Origin of the sequence: Comamonas koreensis (assembly GCF_021026195.1) — a bacterium.
In the GTDB taxonomy this organism is placed as follows: domain Bacteria; phylum Pseudomonadota; class Gammaproteobacteria; order Burkholderiales; family Burkholderiaceae_C; genus Comamonas; species Comamonas koreensis.
Genome location: NZ_JAJNCT010000010.1, coordinates 167,336 through 183,312, shown reverse-complemented (window position 1 = coordinate 183,312; position 15,977 = coordinate 167,336). Strand labels below are relative to the sequence as shown.

Below are 15,977 nucleotides of genomic sequence, written 5' to 3'. Positions count from 1 at the left end.
CTTAACGCAGCGCTTCCCACCACTGCTTGTTGCTGCGCGGCTGGCCCACGGTCAGCACCTCGCCGATCTCGGGCGTGGCCAGTTGGATGCCCTGCTGCTGTGCCAGTGCTGCGAGCCGGTCCATGGGCTCGCGCCAGCCGTGCATGGCCAGCGAAAAGGTGCTGTTGTGCACGCTGTACAGCACTTGGCCGCGCACATCCGTAAAGGCCTGGATGGTTTCTTCCGGCGTCATGTGCACGGAGGGCCAGTAGGCGTCATAGGCGCCGTTTTCCATCAGCGCGAGGTCTATGGGGCCGAACTTCTCGCCAATCGCCTTGAAGCCGGGGAAGTAGCCGGTATCGCCGCTGTAGTAGATACGCTGGCCACCCGTTTGCAGCACCCAGGACGCCCAGAGCGTGCTGTTGCGGTCGCTCAAGGTACGGCCCGAGAAATGCTGGCTCGGCGTGGCGGTCACTTGCACACCCGCGTGTTGCTCTTGCTGCCACCAGTCCAACTCGACAATGCGCTCGGGCTCCACACCCATGTCGCGCAGGCGTGCGCCCACGGCCAGCGGCACAAAGTAGCGCTCCACCTTGCCCAGCAGGAACTTGATCGTCGGCTCGTCCAGGTGGTCGTAGTGGTCATGCGACAGGACCAGGCCGGCAATGGGCGGCAGGTCTTGCAAGGGCAGCGGTGTGGGGTGGAAACGCTTGGGGCCAATAAAGCTGAACGGCGATACCCGCTCGCCAAACACCGGGTCGATCAGCCAGTAATTGCCCTGGAGCTTGAGCAGGTGCGACGAGTGGCCCAGCCGGATCACATGGTTGGCATCCGCTGGCAGCGCCTGCAGTTGCGACGGGGTGACGGTGTGGACGGGAATGCTGTCCAGCGGCGTGGTGCCGCTCTTGTCGCCGAACAGAAAGCGCGACCAGATCTGAAAGCCGCCGGCGTGGGGCTTGGCGGCCGGATTGGGCGGGTTTTGAAAGCGCTTGTCAGCGGAGGAATACTGGGGCGATGCCTGGTAGCGGCGTTGGCTGTCTTCGTCCGGGGTGGAGGCACAGGCCACCAGCGAGCAGGCCGTTGCCACGAGCCAGCCACTGCGCAGCCGTTGAAAGCCGCCGTTGCCGCGGGTGCTGTTGTTGGAGGAGGAGGCGGGGCGGGGCTCTTGCATGGCTAATATCAATCGGGCTGGGTGGTGCGGTAAGCGACAGCCATGATACGGCGCCAACAAGAAAGCCGCATGGCTGCGGCTGTTGTAGGGATTTAGCGAAAAATCTATTGATTAATCTACAGATTTATTCCACTTCGGCGATGAGTTCAATCTCGACGCAGGCGCCCCGGGGCACCTGGGCCACGCCGAAGGCGCTGCGGGCATGGGCACCCTTGTCAGGGCCAAAGACCTGGGCCAGCAATTCGCTGGCGCCGTTGGTGACCAGATGTTGCTCGGTGAAGTCTTCGGTGCTGTTGACCAGGCTCATCAGCTTGACAATGCGCTTGACCCGGTTCAGATCACCGCCCACCGCTGCCTGGAGGGTGCCCATCAAATCGATGGCGACCGCGCGCGCTGCCTGCTGGCCTTCAGCGGTGTCCATGGTCTTGCCGAGCTTGCCGGTCCAGGGCTGGCCGTTCTTGCTGGCCGTGTGACCGCTGATAAACACGAGCTGGCCTGTCTGTGCATAGGGTGCGTAAGCTGCGGCGGGCGTGCGCACCGGCGGCAGTTCAATGTTCAGGGCTTGGAGTTGGTCGTAAATGCACATGCCGGTCTGGTCCTTGCTGGGTTGAAGAGAGGCATCTTAGAGGCATGGCTTAGCGCCGTGGCATGCAAAAACAATGCGGCGCCATACCCGCAGGGCATAGGCGCCGCATGGCGTGGTGCGCGGTTTAGGCCAGCTCGGCGATCAGCTCGATTTCGACGCAGGCACCCATCGGAATCTGGGCGACGCCAAAGGCGCTGCGGGCATGGGCGCCTTTCTCAGGGCCAAACACTTCGGCGAACAACTCGCTGGCGCCATTGGTCACCAGGTGCTGCTCGGTGAAGTCGCCGGTGCTGTTGACCAGGCTCATCAGCTTGACCACGCGTTTGACCCGGTTCAGATCGCCGCCAGCTGCATGCTGCAAGGTGCCCAGCAGGTCAATAGCGACAGCACGCGCTGCCAGCTTGCCTTCTTCGGTGTTGATGTTGCGGCCGAACTGCGCCACCCAGGGCTTGCCATCCTTGCGGGCAATGTGGCCACTCAAAAACACCATGTTGCCGGTCTGCACATAGGGCAGGTAGGCGGCAGCGGGCACCGCCAGCGGCGGCAGGCTGATGCCGAGGGCCTGGAGTTTGTCGTAAACGCTCATGGAATCCTTTCAACAATGGAGGCGGGGCAAAGCGCCCAGTGTGGCACAAATGCCCCGCTTGGGTGCCCAGATCCGTGTCGCCTGAGAGGGGCGGCGACGGACTTTAGGGCAAGTCCGGATCGGGCATGGGGACAGCGCTGCCTAGCATGGGGAGATGATGGAGACTTCTTCCGCCAAGCCGGCAGAACAACGCAGTGTGGGGCGGGGCTGGAGCGGCTACTGGCGACCGGCGGCCTGGCTTTGGGGCATCCTGGCCGGCACCGCTGTGCAGTTGCAGCAGGCCAGCCTGGGGCCCGTCTGGTACTACGCGGCTTGGGTATTGCTGGGGGCCATGGCCAGCCTGCTGCTGAGCCGCTGGCGCAGACCGCTGCCGTGGTTGGATCGCGCGCTGTGTTGCCTGGCCGCCGCCGCACTGGCCTTTGGCCTGGCGGGCATGCGCGCCGCCCACCAGGCACAAACGCAGTTGCAGCCAGCGCTGGAAGGTATCGATCTGCAGCTGGAGGGCGTTATCGTGGCGATGCCTTTGCCGGTCAGCGGCGGGCAGCGCTTTCGGCTCAAGACCGAGCAGGCCTGGCTGGAGGGGGCACAGGTGGCAGTGCCGCCGCTGGTCGACCTGTCCTGGTACCGCGCTGACCACCGCGCCTTTGCACGCGAGGCGATGGAGCAGCCCGCATCGGCAGAGGGGGCCTTGCCGCTGCTGCAGGCGGGGCAGCGCTGGCGGCTGCCGGTGCGTCTGCGCGCACCCCATGGCAGCCTGAACCCGCATGGCTTTGACTACGAGATGTGGATGTGGGAGCAGGGCGTACAGGCCACGGGCTATGTGCGCCACGGCCAGCCCGAGGGGCCGCAACTGCTCGCAGCGCGGCAAGGCCATGCGGTGGAGCGCATGCGGCAGATGGTGCGCGATGGCATGGTGCAGCAGCTGGCGCCGCCAGGCGGGCCGCAGGCGGCAGAGCGGGCACGCATTGCCGGTGTGCTGGTGGCGCTGGTGACAGGCGAGCAGCGCGCGATTGACCGCGAGGACTGGCGTGTGTTCCGCATCACCGGGGTGGCCCATCTGATGGCGATCTCGGGCCTGCACATCACCTTGTTTGCCTGGGTGTCGGCCGCGATGATCCGCATCGCCTGGCGGCGCAGCCCTGCGCTGTGCCTGCGGCTGCCGGCCCCCCATGTGGCCCTGTGGGGTGGCGTGCTGTGCGCGGGCCTCTATGCGTTGTTCAGCGGCTGGGGCATTCCGGCACAGCGCACGGTGCTGATGCTGGTCGTCGTGGCCGCGCTCGCATCAAGCGGCCGGCAATGGCCCTGGTATATGCGCTGGTTGCTGGCCTGCGTCTGCGTGGTGCTGGCCCAGCCGATGGCCTTGTTGCAGGCGGGGTTCTGGCTCAGCTTTCTGGCGGTTGGTATCTTGTTTGCATCGGACCGGGGGCCTGGTGCCCGCAGCCCCGAAGCCTCTGGACAAGGCATCGCCCAGCGCGGTCTGCGCGGCGCCTTGGCGGCCACGGCCCAGCTGCTGCGCGAGCAATGGGTGGTGACCTTGGCAATCACGCCCTTGTCCCTGCTGCTGTTTGGCCAGGTGTCGGTGGTGGGCTTTCTGGCCAATCTGCTGGCCATCCCCTGGGTGACCTGGGTGGTCACGCCGTTGGCCTTGCTGGGGGCCGTGCTGCCGCCATTGTGGACGGCGGCTGCCTGGGCGCTGCAGCCCTTGATGCTGGTTTTGCAGTGGCTGGCGAGCTGGCCCCATGCGGCGCTGTGGCTGGCGGCCGCTCCAGGCTGGGCGGCGCTGGCTGCCGTGCTGGGTGGGGTGTGGCTGGTGCTGCCCTGGCCTTGGCGTCTGCGGTTGCTGGGCCTGCCTTGTCTGCTGCCGGCCTTGTTCTGGCAGCCGCCGCGGCCGGCACATGGCCAGTTTGAACTGTGGGCGCTCGATGTGGGCCAGGGGCAGGCGGTGGTGGTGCAGACCGCCAGGCATAGCCTGCTGTACGACGCGGGCCCACTGTATGGCCCGGGCAGCAATGCCGGTGACCGGGTAGTGGTGCCGGCCATGCGGGCGATGGGTGTGCGCGGGCTGGACAGCGGCCGGCTTGATCTGCTGGTGCTGAGCCATGTGCATGTAGACCACACCGGCGGCGCCGAAGCGGTGGTGGACCAGCTGCGCCCGGTGGCGGTGATGGGCTCCCTGCTGCCCCATGAGCGCCAGCGCCTGGGCATCGCTGCCGCGCCCTGGCAAGACTGTGTTGCAGGCCAGACATGGACCTGGGATGGCGTGCAGTTCCGCGTACTGTTTCCAGGGGAGCAGGAGCTAGGCACAGCCGACAGCCCCATCCCCAGGCAGAGCTCCGGCAACCCCTTGAGCTGTGTGCTGCGTATCGAAGCTGCAGCACGCGGTGGCCATGCGGCTGCGGCCTTGTTGCCAGGCGATATCGAGCGCGCCCAGGAATGGGCGCTGGTACAGCGCCATGCCGATGCGCCAGCCGCTTTGCGTGCCGACCTGATGCTGGCACCGCACCATGGCAGCAACACCTCATCGACGCAGCCGCTGCTGGCGGCAGTACAGCCGCGCTGGGTGGTGGCACAAACGGGCTACCGCAACCGCTTCAGGCACCCGGCGGCTGCGGTGCAGCAGCGTTACCAACAGATGCAGATTGTGCTGCGCAATACCGTGCATTGCGGCGCAGCGCACTGGCGATCCAAGCAACCAGAGGCACTGGTGTGTGAACGGCAAAAACGGCCCCGCTATTGGCGCCACAAGGCTGCCGAGCTGGGCCAAACGCGTAGGACATTGGATATAAACAAAACAAATCAGCTCCTAATTCTTGATGAAGGTTAGTACTTATCTTTGGGTGGCCTGAAACTTGCTAAGCTGCTGGTGCCAGAAAAGGATTCTGCGATGCAAAAGTTCGATGAGATGTACCAGGGCCTGCCTTATGCAGCAGGTGCCGAAAGAGCGCACTACCAAAGCTATGCCAAATGGTTGCAGCAGCAGCCTTTTGAGAAGATGCAGGCCTTGCGGGAGGAGGCCGAGCTGATATTCCGCCGCGTGGGGATCACCTTCGCGGTCTATGGAGAAAAGGACGAAGACGGCTCGGGCACCGAGCGGCTGATTCCGTTTGACCTGATCCCGCGCATCATCCCCTCGCATGAGTGGTCGCAGATGCAAAAAGGCCTGGTGCAGCGCGTCGCCGCGCTGAACCGCTTCATCCACGATGTCTACCATGACCAGGAAATTCTGAAAGCCGGCATCATCCCGCGCGATCTGGTGCTGGAGAACAGCCAGTACCGGCCCGAGATGCGAGGCGTGCATGTGCCGCTGGACACCTATGCGCACATCGCAGGCATCGACATCGTCCGTGCGGCCGACGCCGACGGCAGTGGCACCTACTATGTGCTGGAAGACAATCTGCGTGTGCCTTCGGGCGTGTCGTACATGCTGGAGAACCGCCGCATGATGATGCGCCTCTTCCCTGGCCTGTTCAGCAGCCATGCAGTGGCGCCGGTGGCCCATTACCCGGATCTGCTGCTGGACACCTTGCGTGCCAGCGCCCCCAACCAAGCGGCCAACAACCCGACCGTGGTGGTGCTGACGCCGGGCATGTACAACAGCGCCTATTTTGAGCATGCCTTCCTCGCCCAGCAAATGGGCGTGGAGCTGGTCGAAGGCCAGGATCTGCTGGTGCGCGATGACGTGGTCTACATGCGCACCACGCAGGGCCTGCAGCGCGTGGATGTGATCTACCGCCGGGTCGATGACGACTTTCTCGATCCCCAGGTCTTCCGCCCCAATTCCACCCTGGGTTGTGCCGGCCTGATGCGCGCCTACCGCAAGGGCAATGTGGCCATCTGCAATGCGGTGGGCACCGGCGTGGCCGATGACAAATCGGTCTACCCCTATGTGCCGGCGATGATCCGCTTCTACCTGGGCGAAGAGGCCATCCTGAAGAACGTGCCGACCTGGATGTGCCGCAAGCCCGATGACCTGGCCTATGTGCTGGACCACCTCGACGAGCTGGTGGTCAAAGAGGTGCATGGCGCTGGCGGCTACGGCATGCTGATCGGCCCCGCCTCCACACGTGCCGAGATCGAGTCCTTCCGCGCCGTGCTCAAGGCCAAGCCCAATGGCTATATTGCCCAGCCGACCTTGAGCCTGTCGAGCAGCCCCACCTATGTCGAAAGCGGCATTGCGCCGCGCCATATCGATCTGCGGCCCTTTGTGCTCAGTGGCAAGGATGTGCAGATGGTGCCCGGCGGCCTCACGCGCGTGGCGCTTAAGGATGGCTCGCTGGTGGTCAACTCCTCGCAAGGCGGTGGCACCAAGGACACCTGGGTGCTGCGTGGCCCGGAGGACGATTACAGCGAATGGGATGGGATGCAGCAGTGAGCTCCCAGAGCTTCCTGATTGAAAACCCTCCATCTGCCTAGCGAAAGAATGTCACTATGTTGAGCCGAACCGCCGACCACCTCTACTGGATGTCCCGCTACACCGAGCGGGCGGAAAACACTGCCCGCATGCTCAATGTGAGCTACGAGACCTCCATGCTGCCGCAGACTGTCTCTGCGGCGACCAAGGCATGGCAAAGCGTGCTGTCCATCAGCGAGCTGCTGCCTGCCTACTATGAGCGCCATGACGAGATCACCCTCGATGGGGTGCTGCACTTCATGGTGCGCGACGAGACCAACACCTCGTCGATCTACAGCTGCCTGCTGGCCGCGCGCGAGAATGCGCGTGCCGTGCGCGGCGCGCTCACTACCGAAGCCTGGGAGACCCTGAACGCGACCTGGCTCGATGTGAACCGCTTGTTCAAGGCCAAGAAGTTCGAGAACGACCCGGCCAAGTTTTTTGAATGGGTGAAGCTGCGCTCGCACCTGTCGCGCGGCGTCGTGTCGGGCACGATGCTGCAGGACGATGCGTTTTTGTTCTTGCGCCTGGGCACCTTCATCGAGCGGGCCGACAACACCGCCCGCCTGCTGGATGTGCGCTTCCATGCGGTCAAGAATGACTACCATGGCTCCTACCAGCCGGGCAAAGGCAGCCAGCCCTCGGACTTCTACCACTGGAGCGCGATCTTGCGCAGCGTCTCGGCCTTTGAGGTCTACCGCAAGGTCTACCGCAATGTGATCACGCCCGAGCGCGTGGCCGAGATGCTGATCCTGCGGCGCGACATGCCACGCTCCCTGCATGCCAGCATGTACGAGGTGGTGCAGATTCTGCAGGCCGTTGCCAACGACCATTCGGCTGAGACCCAGCGCCAGGCCGGCCTGCTGCTGGCCGAGCTGCAGTACGGCCGCATCGATGAGCTTTTGGCCACAGGCCTGCATGCCTTCCTGGTGCGCTTCCTGGAGCGGGTGCATGCACTGGGTGGCCGCATTGGCCAGGATTTTCTGGCGACCACGGAGCCAGCGGCGGCCTGATTCGCAACCAGCCAGAAAGGCAAAAGGCTGCGGTGTTTATCGCAGCCTTTTTTGCATCCATGTCGCGGGCATTCCGCTGCCCGCGATCCGCGCTGATCCCTGGCGATCAGTAGCGGTAAGTAGCGGTCAGCAGAAAGTTGCGACGCTCGCCGTAGAAGCAGTCCCCGCGTGACAGGCACTGCGTGATCACGACCTTGTCGGTCAGGTTGTTGGCATGGAAGGCCAGGCGCCAGTCACCGCTGTCGTAGGCCACCATGGCATCGGTCAACAAGGACGAGGGCGTGTCGATGGCGCTGGTGCCCGACCACTGCGAGCCGGTGTAGCGCAGGCCGGCGCCGACGCTCCAGCCGCCGCGCCCTTGGCTGGCAAAGCGGTGCGTCAGCCAGCTCGATGCCATATGGCGTGAGACGGCGGCCACGCGCTGGCCCTGGTCGCCGGCATTGCTGCGGCTGATCTTGGCGTCGGTGTAGGCATAGGCAAGCGTCCAGTCCCAGCTTTTGGCCAGGCTGGCGGTCATCTCGGCTTCAAAGCCCTGGGTTTTGACCTCGCCCAGCTGCAGGCTGTTGAGCGGGTTGGCCGGGTCATTGGTCTTGCGGTTTTGCTCACGCAGGCTGTAGACGGCCGCATAGCCGGAGATGCCCTTGCCTTCAGGAATCCATTTCACGCCCGCCTCGACCTGCTTGCCACGCTGCGGTTTGTAGGGCGTGCCGTAAAAGTCCACGCCGCCCAGCGGCTGGAAGGACTCGGTATAGCTGATGTAAGGCGCCAAGCCGCCACCGGCCTGGTAGGTCAGGCCGACGCGCTTGGTCCAGGCCGAATCGTCGGCAGCAGCGGCGGGCCGGCCTTCGGTCTCTGTCTTGGCATGGTCGCGGCGCAGGCCGGCCGTGGCGCTCCAGTCGCCCCAGCGCAGCTGGTCCTGCAGGTAAAAGCCCAGCTGGCGCTGCGACACATTGGGCGCCTGCACCAACTGCGAAGCCGTGGGCGGCGTGAACGAGCCGTAGACGGGGTTGTAGACATCGAGCGGCGTGCCCAGCGCGCGCCAGCTCGCCTGGCTCGTGGTATTGCGCTGCCAGTCCATGCCGGCCAGCACCGTGTGCTGCACATCGCCAGTCTGCAGCTTGCCTTCCAGCTGGGTATCGACCAGCAGCATGCGGCCGCCGTTGATCTGCCAGACGGCATCGCGCTGCACGGTGCGGCCATCTGCATCGAACACCGGGCGGGCCGGGCGGCCTGCGGCAGCATTGGCGGCAAAGCTGGTGTAGAGCGTGCGGTAGTCCACCTCGCTGGTGGTGCGGCGCAGGTTCTGGCGCAGGGTCCAGTGGTCGTTCAGCTGGTGGCTGAACAGGTAGCCAAAGGACTTGTTCTCGGAGTCGTACTTGTCAAAGTTCGGCTCGCTGATGAAGGTGCTGGTGGGAATCTGGCCGTAGGGGCTGGGCAGGCGCGTGCCCTGCCAGGGGAAGAACTGGGTGATCGAGCCGCTCTTGTCCTTGTGGTACATGGCCTGCAAGGTCAGCGAGGTGCCGGCGAAGGGCTTGAAAGTCAGCGAGGGCGCAATGACCAGGCGGTCGTCCTTGACATGGTCGACCTGGGTGTTGCTGTCCCGGCCCACCGCCACCAGGCGGTAGAGCCAGCGGCCGTCTTCGTCGATGGGGCCAGTGATGTCGCTGGCGATCTGCTTGCGGTCATGGCTGCCCAGCTGCAGCTGCACCTCGCGCTGGGGCTGGTCCAGCGGGCGCTTGCTGGTCAGATTGAGCACGCCGCCCACGCTGCCCTGGCCATAGAGCACCGACGAGGGGCCGCGCAGAAACTCGACCCGCTCCAAGGTATAGGGCTCAACCTTGATGTTGTTGTAGGTGCCATAGGTGCGCAGCAAGCCGTCTTGGTACTGGCTGACATCGCCGCCCCGGGCCTTGAAGCTGTCCACCCGGTTGTCGAAATAGCTGGAGTTGATGCCGGCCGCGTAGCGCGTGGTTTCGCGCAAGGTGGTGACGCCCTGGGCTTCAAACTGGTCGCGGGTCACCACGCTGATGGCCTGCGGGGTCTCGATCAGCGAGGTATCGGTCTTGGTGGCGGAGAGGGCGCGCTTGGCCACAAAGCCCTTGACCGGGCCGGTGGCCGTCTCGGCAGTGGCATCGCCCTGCACGGTGATGGGCGCGAGCGTGGTCTCTGCCGGGGCTGCCGGCGCGGCGCTTTGCGCCAGCGCGTTGCCGCCCCAGCAAGCGAGGGCGGCCCACAAGGCCGTGTGCAATGCGGTATGCAGCGCACGCGGCGCGGCTGCGGGGATCAGGGTGTCAGACATGGTGATCGGGTGTTGAACGCGGAAAAACGGCGCGCTGAAAGGCTCAGCGCCAGAGCTTTACCGGGCCTGACCACGGGCCATGCGGGGAGGCTGCGCTGTGGATACAGGTGCTGACATCCAAGGCTCCCAACTGCGGCCTGGTGGACCGCGAGGCGAGGCAATAGGCGTGCACGCAGCATGGCGTTGGGGATGACCCGGTGCGCTGGCTGGCACCGGTAAACAAACGATGCTGGCGTGCGAAGAAAGATGAAGGCGCAGTGTAATAGAAGTCGCGAATGATTATTGTTTAACCATCAATACAAGCAGGTTTGTGCGACAGATACAACAAAAAAGGACCCGAAGGTCCTTTTTGAAAGAGGGTTGCTGGCGTCGTGGCTTATTCGACCTCGCCCATGATGGACTGCAGGTAGTTCTGGATGCCGACCTTGTCGACCAGGTCCAGCTGGGTTTCCAGAAAATCGATGTGCTCTTCGGTGTCATCCAGGATCTTTTGCAGCAGGTCGCGCGAGACATAGTCACGCACGCTTTCGCAGTGGGCGATGCCGTCCTTGATGGTCGCCTGCGCTGCTTGCTCCAGACGCAGGTCGCAGGCCAGTGCTTCTGGCACGTCTTCACCGATCTGCAGCTTGCCCAGGTCCTGCAGGTTGGGCAGTCCATCGAGCATGAAGATGCGGTCCATCAGCCAATCCGCATGCTTCATCTCACCGATGGATTCCTCGTATTCCTTCTTGGCCAGCTTGTCCAGACCCCAGTGCTTGTACATGCGGTAGTGCAGAAAGTACTGGTTGATGGCGGTGAGTTCGTTCTTCAGCTGTGCCTGCAGAAAACCGATGGCTTTGGGATCGCCTTTCATGGTGGGCTCCTTCTCTTGTGTGAATGACGGGTGTTGGGACTATTGTCCTTGCGAAAGGTCAAGCAACCAAACCGGGTAGCACTTATCCCCCGTGCTTTTGCTCTGGCTGCGTGTAAGGCTGAGTCGTGTTCTCATTTGACGCCGCAGCTCCCTTGCTTGCATGATGCGGCTTGCTGCAGCGCAACTGCGTTGTCATGGCGCTGTGCTAAGTTGCAGTGATAAGGTTGCAGGCTTGCAAAATCTGCATAAGCCCGCATATGCCAATCTGCCTTGGGTCAGTATTTAGATAATAGTTTGTTTAAATTGAAATCATTATTTTAATTGAATTGATCAATTATTAAGAAGTTTCTACACTAACCCCTGTCAATCGTTTTTACTCAACAGAAGGAAACCACCATGTCCGTACTCAACAGCAAGATCAAGCCTTTCGCGACGCAAGCTTTCAAGGATGGCAAGTTCATCGAAGTGACCGAAAAAGACGTCCTGGGCAAGTGGGCTGTGTTCTTCTTCTACCCTGCTGACTTCACCTTCGTCTGCCCCACCGAACTGGGCGACGTGGCTGACCACTACGCAGAACTGCAAAAGCTGGGCGTGGAAGTTTATTCCGTGTCCACCGACACCCACTTCGTGCACAAGGCATGGCACGACACCTCGGACACCATCGCCAAGATCAAGTACACCATGCTGGGTGACCCAACCTGGCAAATCAGCCAGAACTTTGACTGCCTGCGCGAAGGCCAAGGCCTGGCAGACCGTGCCACCTTCATCGTGGATCCAGAAGGCGTGATCCAGGCGATGGAAATCACCGCTGAAGGCATCGGCCGCAATGCAGAAGACCTGCTGCGCAAGATCAAGGCTGCCCAGTACGTGGCATCGCACCCCGGTGAAGTCTGCCCTGCCAAGTGGCAAGAAGGCGAAAAGACCCTGGCTCCTTCGCTGGACCTGGTCGGCAAGATCTAAGCCCAAGCCTTTCCCTTTCTTAACTGCTGCCATTCCAACGTAGTAGACGCCCGGGTGCCTGGCGCCCGGGCTTTGTTTTTTGAAAAGTGCTGCAAGCCATCGAGGCTTGGCATAAGAAGTTTGAAGGAAGTCCCATGCTCGACAACACCATGAAAGCCCAATTGAAAGCCTACCTGGAGCGCTTGACCAAGCCTGTCGAGCTGGTGGCGACCCTGGACGACGGTGACAAGTCGAAGGAAGTGCGCCAGCTGCTGGCAGATATCAAAGAGCTGAACGACAAGATTTCGGTGGTCGAGGACAACGCGGCCGATGTGCGCAAGCCCTCGTTCCTGATCACCAACCCCGGCACCGATGTCGGCGTGCGTTTCGCCGGCGTGCCGCTGGGCCATGAATTCACCTCGCTGGTGCTGGCGCTGCTGCAGGTGGGTGGTCACCCATCGAAGGAATCGGCAGAGCTGCTCGAGCAGGTCAAGAACATTGATACGCCACTGCACTTCGAGACCTTCTACTCGCTGTCCTGCCACAACTGCCCGGACGTGGTGCAGGCGCTCAACCTGATGTCCGTGCTCAACCCCAAAATCACGCACACCGCGATCGATGGCGGTCTGTTCCAGAAGGAAGTGCAAGAGCGCGAAATCATGGGCGTGCCCACCGTGTTCGTCAACGGCCAGCGTTTTGGCCAGGGCCGCATGGAGCTGGCCGAGATTGTCGCCAAGGTGGATACCGGAGCCGCAGCCCGCGAAGCGCAAAAGATTTCGGCCAAGGAGGCCTTTGATGTGCTGATCGTCGGTGGTGGCCCTGCTGGCGCAGCCGCTGCGATCTATGCAGCGCGCAAGGGCATCCGCACCGGCATTGCGGCCGAACGCCTGGGTGGCCAGGTGCTCGACACCGTGGATATCGAGAACTTCGTCTCCGTCAGCAAGACCGATGGCCCCAAGTTTGCAGCGGCGATGGAGAGCCATATCCGCGACTACGAGGTCGACATCATGAATCTGCAGACCGCCAAGTCCTTGACGCCTGCAGCGCAAGAGGGTGGCCTGATCGAGATCGAGACCGAATCGGGTGCCAAGCTCAAGGCCCGCACGGTGATCCTGTCGACTGGCGCGCGCTGGCGCAACATGAATGTGCCCGGTGAGGATACCTACCGCACCAAGGGCGTGACCTACTGCCCGCATTGCGATGGCCCGCTCTTCAAGGGCAAGCCCGTCGCGGTGATCGGTGGTGGCAACTCGGGTGTCGAGGCGGCGATTGACCTGGCTGGCGTGGTCAAGCATGTGACCTTGCTGGAGTTTGCCTCCGAGCTGAAGGCCGACGCCGTGCTGCAGCGCAAGCTGCGCAGCCTGCCCAATGTGACGGTCATCCTGAACGCGCAGACCACCGAAGTGAACGGTGACGGCAAGAAGGTGACGGGCCTGACCTACAAGGACCGCACGAACGACGAGATCAAGACCGTCGCGCTGGAAGGCATCTTTGTGCAGATCGGTCTGCTGCCCAACACCGGCTGGCTCAAGGGCACCGTGCAGCTGACCCCGTTTGGCGAGATCGAGATCGATGCCAAGGGCCACACCAACCTGCCCGGCGTGTTCGCTGCCGGTGACTGCACCAATGTGCCGTACAAGCAGATCGTGATTGCCGCAGGTGCCGGTGCGACTGCCGCGCTGAGCGCGTTTGACCACCTGATCCGCACGACGGCACCTGCTGCCTGATCTGCCTGATTTGACTGTTAGGCGCTGAAATGACAATGCCCCGATACCGAAAGGTCCGGGGCATTGCTACATCTGGAGAGGCCGGGGTGGCTCAGCCAGCCGATGAACAGCCGCTGGATTGTGTTAACGCCGCCTAGCCTTGCTTGCCGATGAGCAGGTACTCCATCAAAGCCTTCTGCACATGCATGCGGTTCTCGGCCTCGTCCCAGACGACGGACTGCGGGCCGTCGATGACCTCGGCCTGCACCTCTTCGCCGCGGTGGGCGGGCAGGCAGTGCATGAAGAGGGCGTCCTTCTTGGCGACGGCCATCATGTCGAGGTCCACGCACCAGTCGGCAAAGGCCTTCTTGCGCTTCTCGTTTTCCTCTTCATAGCCCATGCTGGTCCACACATCGGTGGTGACCAGATCCGCGCCCTTGCAGGCCTCCTGCGGATCGCTGAACAGCTGGTAGCAGCCCTTGTCGTAGGGGCGGCCGCTGAAAGCCAGTTGCTCATCGATGCCATAGCCGCTGGGCGTGCTGACATGCACCTTGAAGCCCAGCAGGTTGGCCGCCTGCAGCCAGGTGTTGGCCATGTTGTTGCCGTCACCCACCCAGGCGACGGTCTTGCCCTGGATGGAGCCACGGTGCTCGATGAAGGTGAAGATGTCGGCCAGGATCTGGCAGGGGTGGAACTCGTTGGTCAGGCCATTGATGACCGGCACGCGCGAGTGCGCTGCAAAGCGCTCGATCTTGTCCTGGCCGAAGGTGCGGATCATCACCAGGTCGGTCATGCGGCTGATCACGCGGGCGCTGTCCTCGATGGGCTCGGCACGGCCCAGCTGGCTGTCGCCGGTGGTCAGGTGGACCACCGATCCACCCAGCTGGTACATGCCGGCTTCAAAGCTCACGCGGGTGCGGGTGCTGGCCTTTTCGAAGATCATCGCCAAGGTGCGGTCGGCCAGGGTATGGTGGGTCACATAGCCCTTGAACTTCTGCTTGATCAGCGTCGCGCGCTTGAGCAGGTATTCGTATTCGTCAGCCGTGAAGTCCTGGAATTGCAGATAGTGTTTCATTGCGTTCTTTTCTGGCCTTATTGGCCCGCCAGGAAGGATTTGACCAGCGGTACGAGCTTGGCGACGATTTCATCGGCTTCGGCTTCGGTCAGGATCAGCGGTGGCACGATACGGATCACCGTGTCGGCGGTCACGCTGAACAGCAGGCCTGCTTCTTGCGCGCCGCGCGTGATCAGCTCGCCGCAGGGCTTGTTGAGCTCCACGCCGATCATCAGCCCCTGGCCGCGCACCTCGACAAAGCCGGGCGTGCCAGCGAGCGCCTGGTTCAGCGCTGCCTTGAGGTGATTGCCCACCTGGGTGGCGTTGGCCAGCAAGCCTTCTTCTTCCATGATGGCGATGGTTTCCACACCGGCACGCATGGCCAGCGGGTTGCCACCAAAGGTGGTGCCATGGTTGCCTGGTTGCAGCACCTTGGCCGCCTTGGGGCCGGCGACGACCGCGCCCACCGGCACGCCCGAGCCCAGGCCCTTGGCCAGCGACATCACATCGGGCACGATGCCTGCCCATTGGTGGGCAAACCACTTTCCGGTGCGGCCCATGCCGGCCTGGATTTCATCAACGATGAACAGCCAGTCCTTGGCATCGCAGAGTTCACGCACCTGCTTCATGAACTCAGCGCGCATCGGGTGCAGGCCGCCTTCGCCCTGGATGGGCTCCATCATCACACCAACGATATTGGGGTTGCCTTCGGTCGCTTCCTGCAACGCGACGAAGTCATTGGCCGGCACGCGCAGAAAGCCGTCGAGCAGGGGGCCGAAGCCGTTGCGCACCTTGGGGTTGGCGGTGGCGCTCATCGTGGCGATCGAGCGGCCATGGAAGGCATGGTCGAACACGACGATCACGGGCTTTTCGATGCCCTTGTCCACGCCGTACTTGCGCGCGATCTTGATCGATGCCTCGTTCGCCTCCAGACCGGTGGAGCAGAAGAAGACATTGGTCATCTTCGAGCGCTCGACGAGCAGGGCCGCCAGCTTTTCCTGGCCGGGCACATAGTAGTAGTTGCTGGTGTGGATCAGCTTGGTCATCTGGTCGTGCAGCGCAGCGACCAGCTTGCCGTGGTTGTGGCCCAGCGTGTTGACCGCAATGCCGCCCAGCGCGTCGAGGTATTCCTTGCCGTTGACATCCCACACACGCACGCCCTGGCCTCGCTCCAGTGCGACCGGCACGCGGCCATAGGTAGTCATCACATGGGGCTCAGAAGGCTTGACGGTGTCTTGCATGGAAATCTCCGGAAAAAGAAACAGAATCAAAAAATCCGCCATAGCCCCATGCCCCTATGGCATGGCACCAGCGGAAGTCCCATTCTAGGGGCTGCGTAGCGACAGACTAGTGAAGAATGCGCATCACAGAATCCCAGCGGAGTCTGAGCGCAGGTGCAGC

12 protein-coding genes are annotated in these 15,977 nt (G+C 62.9%); 5 read left to right on the top strand and 7 right to left on the bottom strand.

Features of this window, described 5'->3' with window-relative positions; all coding sequences use genetic code 11:
• Position 1 precedes the first annotated feature (1 nt).
• From LPW39_RS11320 to LPW39_RS11310, 3 genes are all read right to left on the bottom strand, one after another.
• Positions 2-1,150 carry an MBL fold metallo-hydrolase gene (locus tag LPW39_RS11320; RefSeq protein ID WP_230774707.1) on the bottom strand — a complete coding sequence of 383 codons (1,149 nt, stop codon included), beginning with the start codon at positions 1,148-1,150 and terminating at the stop codon, positions 2-4.
• A gap of 124 nt (positions 1,151-1,274) precedes the next feature.
• Positions 1,275-1,736, bottom strand: coding sequence for a RidA family protein (locus LPW39_RS11315; protein WP_230774706.1), 462 nt, complete (start codon positions 1,734-1,736; stop codon positions 1,275-1,277).
• Positions 1,737-1,860: 124 nt separating this feature from the next.
• Positions 1,861-2,322 (bottom strand): RidA family protein, encoded by a 462-nt coding sequence (locus LPW39_RS11310; RefSeq protein ID WP_021027680.1) that lies wholly within the window; start codon positions 2,320-2,322, stop codon positions 1,861-1,863.
• 154 nt (positions 2,323-2,476) lie between these two features.
• Here LPW39_RS11310 and LPW39_RS11305 point away from each other — a divergent pair, with 154 nt between their 5' ends.
• The 3 genes from LPW39_RS11305 to LPW39_RS11295 are packed head-to-tail and all read left to right on the top strand — an operon-like array spanning position 2,477 to position 7,725.
• Entirely contained in the window at positions 2,477-5,146 is a 2,670-nt protein-coding gene (locus LPW39_RS11305) for a DNA internalization-related competence protein ComEC/Rec2 (protein ID WP_230774704.1), read from the top strand.
• A gap of 60 nt (positions 5,147-5,206) precedes the next feature.
• Entirely contained in the window at positions 5,207-6,694 is a 1,488-nt protein-coding gene (locus LPW39_RS11300; RefSeq protein ID WP_230774702.1) for a circularly permuted type 2 ATP-grasp protein, read from the top strand.
• A gap of 56 nt (positions 6,695-6,750) precedes the next feature.
• On the top strand, positions 6,751-7,725 hold the full coding sequence (locus tag LPW39_RS11295; protein WP_230774700.1) for an alpha-E domain-containing protein: 975 nt from the start codon (positions 6,751-6,753) through the stop codon (positions 7,723-7,725).
• A 106-nt stretch (positions 7,726-7,831) separates the two neighbouring features.
• Here the strand turns inward: LPW39_RS11295 and LPW39_RS11290 are convergent, their stop codons facing one another.
• Both LPW39_RS11290 and bfr read right to left on the bottom strand, forming a co-directional pair.
• Positions 7,832-10,024, bottom strand: a complete 2,193-nt coding sequence (locus tag LPW39_RS11290; RefSeq protein ID WP_230774698.1) for a TonB-dependent siderophore receptor — start codon at positions 10,022-10,024, stop codon at positions 7,832-7,834.
• A 376-nt stretch (positions 10,025-10,400) separates the two neighbouring features.
• Positions 10,401-10,877: a bacterioferritin gene (bfr, locus tag LPW39_RS11285; RefSeq protein ID WP_230774696.1), complete on the bottom strand. Its 477-nt coding sequence runs from the start codon at positions 10,875-10,877 to the stop codon at positions 10,401-10,403.
• A gap of 396 nt (positions 10,878-11,273) precedes the next feature.
• Here bfr and ahpC point away from each other — a divergent pair, with 396 nt between their 5' ends.
• Both ahpC and ahpF read left to right on the top strand, forming a co-directional pair.
• Complete coding sequence (gene ahpC / locus LPW39_RS11280) at positions 11,274-11,837, top strand: alkyl hydroperoxide reductase subunit C (protein ID WP_021025534.1); 564 nt, start codon at positions 11,274-11,276, stop codon at positions 11,835-11,837.
• A gap of 134 nt (positions 11,838-11,971) precedes the next feature.
• The gene (ahpF, locus tag LPW39_RS11275; RefSeq protein WP_230774689.1) at positions 11,972-13,543 is read left to right on the top strand and encodes an alkyl hydroperoxide reductase subunit F; all 1,572 of its coding nucleotides are present in this window, start codon (positions 11,972-11,974) and stop codon (positions 13,541-13,543) included.
• Positions 13,544-13,676: 133 nt separating this feature from the next.
• Here ahpF and argF read toward each other — a convergent pair whose 3' ends face one another.
• On the bottom strand, positions 13,677-14,597 hold the full coding sequence (gene argF / locus LPW39_RS11270; RefSeq protein WP_230774687.1) for an ornithine carbamoyltransferase: 921 nt from the start codon (positions 14,595-14,597) through the stop codon (positions 13,677-13,679).
• 17 nt (positions 14,598-14,614) lie between these two features.
• On the bottom strand, positions 14,615-15,817 hold the full coding sequence (locus LPW39_RS11265) for an aspartate aminotransferase family protein (protein ID WP_230774685.1): 1,203 nt from the start codon (positions 15,815-15,817) through the stop codon (positions 14,615-14,617).
• Positions 15,818-15,977: the final 160 nt, after the last annotated feature.